This window comes from Stenotrophomonas sp. Sm6012, from assembly GCF_030985895.1.
Lineage (GTDB): Bacteria > Pseudomonadota > Gammaproteobacteria > Xanthomonadales > Xanthomonadaceae > Stenotrophomonas > Stenotrophomonas forensis.
On sequence record NZ_JAPTFX010000163.1, the window covers coordinates 1 to 9,515 of the forward strand.

A 9,515-nucleotide genomic window follows, 5' to 3' on the forward strand; every position below is an offset into this window, starting at 1 on the left:
AGGTGCATCCATGGGCCATGAAGTTGCCGGCCAGCGGCCGGCACTACCCCGATTCGTAGCCTGACCTCGACCCCACGTACACGCCTGCGCTGGCAAGCTGGGCGTCATGGCTGAACCGCTCCCCCTGCGTCCGCCACCGCCCTTGCTGGACGACGCCTGTGCGTTGTTCCTCGATGTCGATGGCACCCTGATCGAATTCGCTGCACGCCCGGATGCCGTGCAGTTGCTGCCGGATGTGCGTGAAGCCATCGGCCGCATCAGCGACCGCCTGGAAGGTGCCGTGGCACTGGTCAGTGGTCGTCCGCTCGAACAGCTGGACCAGCTGTTTGCACCGTTGCAACTGCCTGCCGCCGGCCTGCATGGCCACGAGCTGCGCGGCGAGGATGGTCGTGTGCTGCGCGACGCACATGACGATGACACCGCCGAGTGGCTGCACGCCCTGCACCAGCAGGCAATGCGTTTCGCCCATGGCCATCCCGGCGTACTGGTGGAAGACAAGGGCGTCGGCCTGGCGCTGCATTGGCGCGGCGCTCCACACGCGGCCAGCGAGGTGCGTGCCTTTGCCGACCGCCACGTGCGCGGCCGTACCAGCTATCGCCTGCAGCCGGGCGACCATGTGGTCGAGTTCGTTCCGGTGGGTACCGACAAGGGCCGCGCGGTGCGCCGGATGATGCAGTACCTGCCGTTCCGCGGTCGCCTGCCGGTGTTTCTCGGCGACGACCTCACCGACGAATTCGGCTTCGACGCCGCCAACGGCCAGCATGGCTGGAGCGTGCTGGTGGGCGAACGTGAACCCAGCGCGGCGGTGTTCGCGCTGCCCGACATACGCAGCGTGCACGCCTGGCTGCGTGAGAATGCCTATTGACCCGGCCCCCCACGGCCGCAACCGACGAGATGTACCGCGTGATGACCCAACCCGATCTTGATCTGGGCGTGGTCGGCAACGGCAGCTTCGGCGCCCTGGTCGACAAACATGCCCGCGTTGTGTGGAGCTGCCTGCCCACCTTCGACGGCGACCCCACCTTCTGCGCGCTGCTCGGCCCCAACCAGCAGACCGGTGGCGACTTCGCCATCGAACTGGAGGATTTCGCCAGCAGCGAGCAGGAGTACCTGACCAACACCGCGATCCTGCGCACCGTGCTGCGCGACGCGCACGGTGGTGAACTGGAAATCCTCGATTTCGCCCCACGCTGGCGCCAGAACGACCGCTTCTACCGCCCGGTCAGCCTGATCCGCCAGGTACGCCCCTTGGCCGGCAGCCCACGCATCACCGTGCATGCGCGCCCTCTGGCGGACTGGGGTGCACGCGTGCCCGAGTCCACCTGGGGCAGCAACCACGTGCGATGGATCCTGCCCGAGCACGTGCTGCGGCTGACCACCGATGTGCCGGTTCGCTTCGTTCGCGAGGGCCTGCCATTCGTACTCAACCATCCCATCCACCTGATCCTGGGTGTCGATGAATCACTCAACCGCTCGATCAGCGGCTATGTGCAGGAAGCCTTCCAGCGCACCCGCGATTACTGGCGCGAGTGGGTGCGCTACCTGTCCATCCCGCTGGAATGGCAGGACGCGGTGATCCGCAGCGCGATCACCCTGAAACTCTGCCAGTACGAGGACAGCGGCGCGATCATCGCGGCGATGACCACCTCCATTCCGGAGGCACCGGGCAGCGTGCGCAACTGGGACTACCGCTACTGCTGGCTACGCGATGCCGCGTTCGTAGTGCGTGCGCTGAACCGCCTGGGCGCGACGCGCACGATGGAACAGTTCCTCGGCTATATCTTCAACCTGGCCACCACCGACGGCACGCTGCAGCCACTGTACGGCATCGGCTTCGAGGCCAAGCTGGATGAGGACGAAGTGCCCAGCCTGTCCGGCTATCGCGGCATGGGCCCGGTGCGCCGTGGCAACCTGGCCTGGGTGCAGCGCCAGCACGATGTCTACGGCAGCGTGGTGCTGGCCTCCACGCAGCTGTTCTTCGACCGCCGCCTGCAGGACCCGGGCGACGCGCACACCTTCGCCCGCCTGGAACCCCTGGGCGAACAGGCCTTTGCCCTGCATGACGTACCCGATGCCGGCCTGTGGGAATTCCGCGGCCGCACCGAGGTGCACACCTACACCAGCGCGATGTGCTGGGCCGCCTGCGACCGCCTGTGCAAGATCGCCGTGCGCCTGAAGCGCGACGACCGTGCGCGTTACTGGCGCGAACGTGCCGACACCATCCATGCGCGCATCATGGCCGAATCCTGGAGCGAGGAACTGGGCCACTTCACCGATACCTTCGGTGGCCATCGCCTGGATGCCTCGCTGCTGCTGCTGGCCGACATCGGTTTCATCGATGCGCTGGACGCCCGCTTCATCGCCACCGTCGACGCCATCGGCCGCGACCTCAAACATGGCAATTCGCTGTACCGCTACGTTGCCCCGGATGACTTCGGCGAGCCGGAAACCAGCTTCACCATCTGTACGTTCTGGTACATCGACGCGCTGGCCGCGATCGGGCGCCTGGACGAGGCGCGCGCGATGTTCGAAACGCTGTTGAAACAGCGCAATCATCTGGGCCTGCTGTCGGAGGATCTTGCATTCGACAGTGGCGAGGCCTGGGGCAATTTCCCGCAGACCTATTCGCACGTCGGCCTGATCACCGCCGCGATGCGCCTGTCGCGGTCCTGGCAGGAGGCATCGTGAGTCGTCTTGTAGTGGTTTCAAACCGCGTGGCGGTGCCCGGCGAGAACCGTGCCGGCGGCCTGGCGGTCGGCCTGCTGGCCGCGTTGAAGGAACGCGGCGGCATGTGGTTCGGATGGAGCGGCAAGAGCGTGCGCGAGGGCAGTGGCACGCTGCACACGCAGAAGGACGGCGACATCGAGTTCGTCACCCTGGACCTGAGCAAGCGCGAGGTTGACGGTTACTACAACGGCTTCGCCAACCGCACGTTGTGGCCGCTGCTGCACTTCCGCCTGGACCTGGTCGACTACGACCGTGGCACCCGCGAGACCTACCACAAGGTCAACGCGCTGTTCGCCGACAAGCTCGCCCCGCTGCTGCGCGAAGACGACATCGTGTGGATCCACGACTACCACCTGATTCCACTCGGTGCGTTGCTGCGCGAACGCGGCATCGGCTGCCGCATCGGCTTCTTCCTGCACATCCCGATGCCCTCGGCCGACCTGCTGCAGGCCATGCCCGATCACCTGCGCCTGTTCTCTGCGCTGTATGCCTACGACCTGGTCGGCTTCCAGACCCAGCGCGACGCCGATCGCTTCCAGACTTACCTGCGCCTGTTCGGCGGTGGCCGCGTGCTCGATAACGGTGAACTGGAAGCCCCCGGCGGGCGCCGTTTCCGCGCGGCCGCCTTCCCGATCGGCATCGACACCGACCTGATCGCGCGCCAGGCCGGCACCGCCGCCACCAAAGCGGCGGTCAAGAACCTGCGCAACAGCCTGCGTGACCGCCAGCTGGCGATCGGTGTCGACCGCCTGGACTATTCCAAGGGCCTGCCCGAACGCTTCCTCGGCTTCGAGCGCTACCTGCAGCGCCATCCCGACCAGCGCGGCTCGCTGACCTACCTGCAGATCGCCCCGGTCTCACGCGGCGACGTCACCGAGTACCGGCAGCTGCGCAGCCAGCTGGAACAGATCGCCGGCCACATCAACGGGGGTCACGCCGAGCCGGACTGGACGCCGCTGCGCTACGTCAACCAGAACTTCACCCATGCCACCCTCACCGGCTTCTACCGGGCGGCGGCGGTGGGCCTGGTGACGCCGCTGCGCGACGGCATGAACCTGGTGGCCAAGGAGTACGTGGCCTCGCAGGACCCGGAGGATCCCGGCGTGCTGGTGCTGTCGCTGCTGGCCGGCGCCGCGGACGAACTCAAGCAGGCGTTGCTGGTGAACCCGCACGACCTGGACGGCGTCGCCGATGCCATCGCCACCGCGGCGACGATGTCGCTGCGCAGGCGCAAGGAACGTTGGCACGCGATGATGGACCACCTGCGCACCTACGACATCAACCACTGGCGGCGCAGTTACCTGGACGCACTGGAGAACTGATGGGTTGCGCCACCAGTCCAGCCGTGAAGCGACAGAAGAGCGCCATGTGCGCTCGCAGCTTGTCGCTTTAAGCCCGAAGGTAGATGCACGTGAAACCATTCGCCGAACAGGAGAATGGGGCGACTGCCCGTCCCTGCAGTCCCGGGCAGGCGTGTAAGGCTCGCGTCGCACAAGGCCTCATCGTGTCCTGCCGCACGCTCTGCGGCATCGCCCGCCGGAACGAAAGAGGCACCACCGCCAGCCTTTCACCATGCATTGACGCGCGCTCCCCAGAGTGGCGCCCCCAGAGCTATCGCAATCCGTCGCCCCTGCTGCGCGGCGCGACGCACATCACATTCCGGGGAGTCACTGCATGTCTGCGTGCGACCGTTTCATCGAAGATGCCGCAACACGCCTGGAGCTGGGCCATCGCGCCCGCTGGGTGGTGGAGGTCATCAGCGTCTGGATAACCTCCCATCACCGGGGCCTGGACGGTCTGCAGCAGCGGTTTGAACAGGCAGGCCTGGCCTCCCGTTTTCATTCCTGGCGGCAACCGGCAGCGTTGCGGCTGCCCATCGTCGCCAGTGAGCTCGAACGCGCGCTGGGCGCACACACACTGGCCATGATCGCGCACCGTTGTGGCATGTCACCCGGTGCTTTCAGGGTGGTCGCGTGCCACCTTCTGCCCGGGGTGGTCACACTGATGGACGCGCCCGGCGGCCTGGTGCCTTCCCCCCATGTCCATCGCAGCATCGTGGGCCCATCGCCCCGGCGCATGACCGGCACGGTGCCATCGCGCGCGATGTATGGGATGGCCGTGCGCAGCCTGTTGTGGCTGCTGGCCATCGTCGTTGTCATCGGCCTCACCACCTGGCTGCAGCTGAAGGCCCGCACGCCCCTGTGGACGGCGCCGGACATTCCGCTCGAACACGACGCCTACCTGTCCCTGCAGCAACACGGCACACAGATGCAGGTGCACGGCAACCTGCCCACCGAGGGGGATCGTCGCCGTATCTGGAGCACGCTGCTGGCGGTACACGGCCGGCAGAACGTGCAGGGCGGGATAACGCTGGACCCACGCGCACGCGCGCCGCGCTGGCTGGATCGCCTGATTGCCGATCTTCCGCAGCTGCAGGGCGATGGGCTGCGGCTGGAGTTCGCCGGATCGCAGCTGCGCATCGACACCTCGCAGATGGAGGACGCGCAGCGGCTGGCCATCTCGCACAGGTTGCGCCAGGACTTCCCGGCGCTGGACATGGCGGGCCTGTGGGGGCCGGGACTGGCTGCGCTGGCGCAGCTGCCGGCGCACGCCGATCCCACACAGCGGATTGAAGCACTGAACCGGACCACCCTGAAGTTCCACGCCGGCACCGCTACGCTCACCGGCGACTCGCGGCAGACGATCGGCACCGTTGCCTCCGCACTGCGCGCAATCCCGGCCGGTGCACGCGTGGAGGTCGCCGCGCACACCGACAGCGCCGGTTCGGCCACAAGCAACCAGCAGCTCAGCCAGTTGCGTGCTGAGGCCGTGGCCCAGGCACTGCAGGAACAAGGGGTGGGCTCGGCCGCACTGGTTCCCACCGGCTACGGGCAGGAGCAGCCGATCGCCGACAACCGCAGCGATCACGGTCGTGCGCTGAATCGACGCATCAGCTACCGGCTGCTCGACTGAAAAAAGGGACGGAGGGAATCAAGTCGTTCATGCATGAACGACTTGATTCCCTCCGTCCCCTTTTTGTTCAGTCCAGGAAGCGCGCGGCCTGTTCCGGCGCCGGCAGAAGGCAGGCGTCGTGGCGCCCGAACCAGCGGTAGCGGTTGCGCGCCAGCACGAGATAGGCCGCGTCGCGCCAGCTTCGCGGTAGCACACGCAGCACACCGCTCAGGCGCCAGGCGCCGCCCAACCCGGCCAGCACGCGCAGGATCGCGTCGGTGTCGGTCCATGCGCCCTGCGCATCCAGCAGCAGGAATGACCTGGGGTCCTGCGGATCCAGTCCATGCGCGCGCAGCAGCGCACTGCCCCGGGTACCCTGCATCGCCGCGAAGCGATAGCGCCCCTTGCGGTCGAAACGCAGCAGGAAGCGCACCCACCGGTTGCACAGCGCGCAGACACCGTCGAACACGATCACCGCGCCGTCGGCAGCGGTCTCACTGCGGTTCGAGCCAGCCTTCATAGCGGATCAGGGCTCCTGCCCAGGGCAAGGTCACATCAACCCGGAAAGTGTAACGCTGCCCCTGCCCCGCTTCGCGGCAGCGCACGCCGCCAAACCAGCGCGTGGGCAGCGGCAGCACCCCGAACGCCCACACCCGGCGCACCGACCAATCGATGCCGCCCTCGCGGGCCTGCAGGTCGAACTCGAAACGCACCGCGCCCAGCTGCTCACGCAGATGCCCCTCGTGCGCCCACAGCCGCGACACCATCGGCCAGCGGCCGAACCGGCGTGCCCAGCGCTCGCCCTGCCCGTGTGCACTGAACGCCACTTCGGTCGGCAGCGCTTCGCCCTCCCTCGGCAACTGCGCCAGGGCGGCCAGCAGCGGCACCAGCCAGTGCCGTCCGCGCTCGATCCGCGCCTGCCCCACGTAGCGGCACGGCAACGCAGCGGCGTGCAGCGCCTGTACCGGCGGCACCAGGGTGGCAAAAGCCGGCCCCAGCACGCGCGCGAACAGGGGCATGCTCAGCGCGCGATCCAGGCCAGCGTCGCCATGCGCCCGGTGCGACGGTCGCGCCTGTGCGAGTACAGGTCCGGGTCGGCCATGGTCGACACCGTGCCGCCATACACCTGCGCCGGGTCCATGCCGGCGGCCTGCAGCCGCTGGCGGGCCAGCGCGAACAGGTCAACCTTCCAGTGCCCGGGCCGGGTCGCCACGAAAGCCGCCTCCGCAGCCGGGTCATGCCCGACGAAAGCGTGGAAGACCTCCTCGCCGATCTCGTAGTCGGCCGGTCCCGCAGCCGGGCCCAGCCAGGCCCGCAGCTGCGCTGGCGGTGTCTGCAGGGCGGCCACGGTGGCTTCCAGCATGCCGTCGGCCAGCCCGCGCCAACCGGCATGGGCCGCGCCCACCTCGCTGCCATCGGCAGCGGCGAACACCACCGGCAGGCAATCCGCGGTCAGGATCGCCAGCACCACGCCCGGCACCGAAGTCACCGCGGCGTCGGCCACCGGCTCACTGGCGCCCGGCACCGGCGGCGCATCGAAGCGCAGCACGGTACTGCTGTGCACCTGGCGCAGCCAATGCGGCGCGGACGGCAGCGCCAATCCCTGCTGCAACAGCTGGCGGTTGTGCTCGACATTGGCCGGGGTATCGCCATCGGCCGCGTGCCGGTTGCCCAGGTTGAACTGCGCGAATGGCGCCGGCGAGATGCCCGCGCCATGCCGGCGCGTGGTCAGCGCATGGACGCCTGCTGGCGCTGGCCAGTCGGCCTGCAGCAACGGCAGCGCGGCCGCCATCACCAGCGGTCCCGCTCGCGTGCGGCGAAGGCTTCGCTGTCTTCGCGCAGCACCTTCATCAGGTGCAGCATGTCCTCCGGCACCGGCGCGGTGTTGCGCACCGGCTCGCCGGTGATCGGGTGGGTGAACTCCAGCGTTTCGGCATGCAGGGCCTGGCGCTTGAAGCCGCGCAGCGCGGCCACCAGCTCGTCGCTGGCGCCCTTGGGCAGCTTCAGCGCGCCGCCGTACAGCGGGTCGCCGATGATCGGGTGGCGCACATGCGCCATGTGCACGCGGATCTGGTGGGTACGGCCGGTTTCCAGGCGGCACTCCAGCGCGGTGTGCGCACGGAAGCGCTCGCGCAGGCGGTAATGGGTGATCGCTTCCTTGCCGTCCTCGCGCACGGCCATCTTCAGGCGGTCGCGCGGGTGGCGGTCGATCGGCGCATCGGCCGTGCCGCCGGCCACCAGTGCGCCCATCACGATGGCCAGGTACTGGCGGTGCACGTCGCGCGCGGCCAGCTGCTCGACCAGCGCGGTCTGCGCTTCCAGGGTCTTGGCCACCACCATCACGCCGCTGGTGTCCTTGTCCAGGCGGTGCACGATGCCGGCGCGCGGCAGCACCGCCACCGACGGGTCGCGGAACAGCAGGGCATTGACCAGGGTGCCGCTGTGGTTGCCCGCGCCGGGGTGGACCACCAGCCCGACCGGCTTGTTGATCACCAGCAGGTGCTCGTCCTCGAACAGCACGTCCAGCGGGATGTCCTCCGGCTGGGCGTCGGTCTGGGTTTCGAGCACCACGGTGAGGGTGACCACCTCGCCGCCGCGCAACGGGTCGCGCGGGCGCACCTGGGCGCCATCCAGCAGGACGTCGCCCGCCTTGATCCACTCGGTCAGGCGCGAACGCGAGTATTCGGGGAACAGTTCGGCCACGACGGCGTCGAAACGACGGCCGGCCGCAGTGTCGGGGACGATGGCCTGGCGGGCCGATTCAGAGGGTTGTTCAGACATGGCAGGGGGCATTCTTTGAAATTTTGGGGTCCCGGCGGCCGGTTTCAGTCGCTGGACAGGACACTAGGCTATCATCGACCCTTCGTATTCCAGCCGCGTCCCGCCTCGACCCCATGATCCGACGCTCCGCCATGCTCTCTGCGCCCGTCCGCCTCACCGCCCTGCTGCTGGTGCTGGTCATCGCCGCCACCGGCTGCCACCGTGGCGCCAAGAAGGGCGATCGCCCCGATGAAGGGACGCCGGTCGAACAGTTGTACGAGAAGAGCCACAAGCTGATGCAGGGTGGCAACTGGAGCGGTGCTGAGACCAGCTTCCGCCGCCTGGTGGCCCAGTATCCGTACGGTCCCTATACCGAGCAGGCGATGATCGAAACCGCCTACGCCCAGTACAAGGCCGGCAAGCACGACGATGCGGTGTCCAGCATCGACCGCTTCATCCGTACCTACCCGACCCACCGCAACATCGCGTACCTGTACTACCTGCGCGGTCTTGCCAACTCCAACCGCAGTACGGTTTTCCTGCGCCGCGTATGGTCGCTGGACGCCAGCCGCCGCGACCTGTCCACGCCGCACCAGGCGTATTCGGACTTCAACATCGTGGTCGACCGCTACCCGAACAGCCGCTACGCCGCCGATGCGCGCAGCCGCATGCTGGAGCTGCGTGACGTGTTTGCCCAGCACGAGCTGGACAACGCCCTGTACTACATGCGCCGCGGCGCCTGGGTCTCGGCGGCCGGCCGCGCCAACTACCTGCTGGAAACCTACCCGCAGAGCGCGTTCCAGTACGATGCCGTCGCCGTCCTGGCCGATTCCTACACCCACCTGGGCAACAAGACCCTGGCCGACGACGCCCGCCGCGTCCTGCAGCTGAACCAGCCGGACCACCCGTGGCTGGAGGGCAAGTGGCCGAAGTACCCGTGGATGATCCGCAAGCTGAACCCGTTCGCCGGCGAGAAGTCCGCCAGCACCGGCCAGCGCAACGCGCGACTGGAAAAGAAATAAGAGAAAGGGCCCCGCAAGGGGCCCTCTTCTTTTCTAGCGGTAGTGGCGGGCCCG

The 9,515-nt window shown here is 68.1% G+C and carries 9 protein-coding genes; 5 read left to right on the plus strand and 4 right to left on the minus strand.

Annotated elements, in window-relative coordinates:
- Nucleotides 1-106 precede the first annotated feature (106 nt).
- The 4 genes from otsB (at nucleotide 107) to O0J73_RS19635 (ending at nucleotide 5,700) form a co-directional block, all read left to right on the plus strand.
- Nucleotides 107-865 (plus strand): trehalose-phosphatase, encoded by a 759-nt coding sequence (gene otsB, locus O0J73_RS19620; protein WP_004154453.1) that lies wholly within the window; start codon nucleotides 107-109, stop codon nucleotides 863-865.
- Between the two features lie 41 nt (nucleotides 866-906).
- The gene (locus O0J73_RS19625; protein ID WP_133935409.1) at nucleotides 907-2,688 is read left to right on the plus strand and encodes a glycoside hydrolase family 15 protein; all 1,782 of its coding nucleotides are present in this window, start codon (nucleotides 907-909) and stop codon (nucleotides 2,686-2,688) included.
- The gene (gene otsA, locus O0J73_RS19630; RefSeq protein WP_004154451.1) at nucleotides 2,685-4,049 is read left to right on the plus strand and encodes an alpha,alpha-trehalose-phosphate synthase (UDP-forming); all 1,365 of its coding nucleotides are present in this window, start codon (nucleotides 2,685-2,687) and stop codon (nucleotides 4,047-4,049) included. Before O0J73_RS19625 ends, otsA begins: the two co-directional genes overlap by 4 nt.
- Before the next feature lie 352 nt (nucleotides 4,050-4,401).
- Nucleotides 4,402-5,700 (plus strand): OmpA family protein, encoded by a 1,299-nt coding sequence (locus tag O0J73_RS19635; protein WP_308309425.1) that lies wholly within the window; start codon nucleotides 4,402-4,404, stop codon nucleotides 5,698-5,700.
- A 67-nt stretch (nucleotides 5,701-5,767) separates the two neighbouring features.
- On the opposite strand, the gene O0J73_RS19640 is transcribed toward O0J73_RS19635, so the two are convergent.
- Genes O0J73_RS19640 through rluD form a run of 4 tightly spaced genes read right to left on the minus strand, consistent with a single transcriptional unit; the run spans nucleotide 5,768 to nucleotide 8,460 of the window.
- Nucleotides 5,768-6,199, minus strand: a complete 432-nt coding sequence (locus tag O0J73_RS19640) for a thiol-disulfide oxidoreductase DCC family protein (protein WP_197563585.1) — start codon at nucleotides 6,197-6,199, stop codon at nucleotides 5,768-5,770.
- Nucleotides 6,174-6,698 (minus strand): DUF4166 domain-containing protein, encoded by a 525-nt coding sequence (locus O0J73_RS19645; protein ID WP_308309426.1) that lies wholly within the window; start codon nucleotides 6,696-6,698, stop codon nucleotides 6,174-6,176. Before O0J73_RS19645 ends, O0J73_RS19640 begins: the two co-directional genes overlap by 26 nt.
- 2 nt (nucleotides 6,699-6,700) lie before the next feature.
- Complete coding sequence (gene pgeF, locus O0J73_RS19650; RefSeq protein ID WP_197563583.1) at nucleotides 6,701-7,471, minus strand: peptidoglycan editing factor PgeF; 771 nt, start codon at nucleotides 7,469-7,471, stop codon at nucleotides 6,701-6,703.
- Nucleotides 7,471-8,460 carry a 23S rRNA pseudouridine(1911/1915/1917) synthase RluD gene (gene rluD, locus O0J73_RS19655; RefSeq protein WP_080357259.1) on the minus strand — a complete coding sequence of 330 codons (990 nt, stop codon included), beginning with the start codon at nucleotides 8,458-8,460 and terminating at the stop codon, nucleotides 7,471-7,473. The genes pgeF and rluD overlap by 1 nt, the downstream gene beginning before the upstream one ends.
- Before the next feature lie 113 nt (nucleotides 8,461-8,573).
- Here rluD and O0J73_RS19660 point away from each other — a divergent pair, with 113 nt between their 5' ends.
- The gene (locus tag O0J73_RS19660) at nucleotides 8,574-9,461 is read left to right on the plus strand and encodes an outer membrane protein assembly factor BamD (protein WP_004154436.1); all 888 of its coding nucleotides are present in this window, start codon (nucleotides 8,574-8,576) and stop codon (nucleotides 9,459-9,461) included.
- Nucleotides 9,462-9,515: the final 54 nt, after the last annotated feature.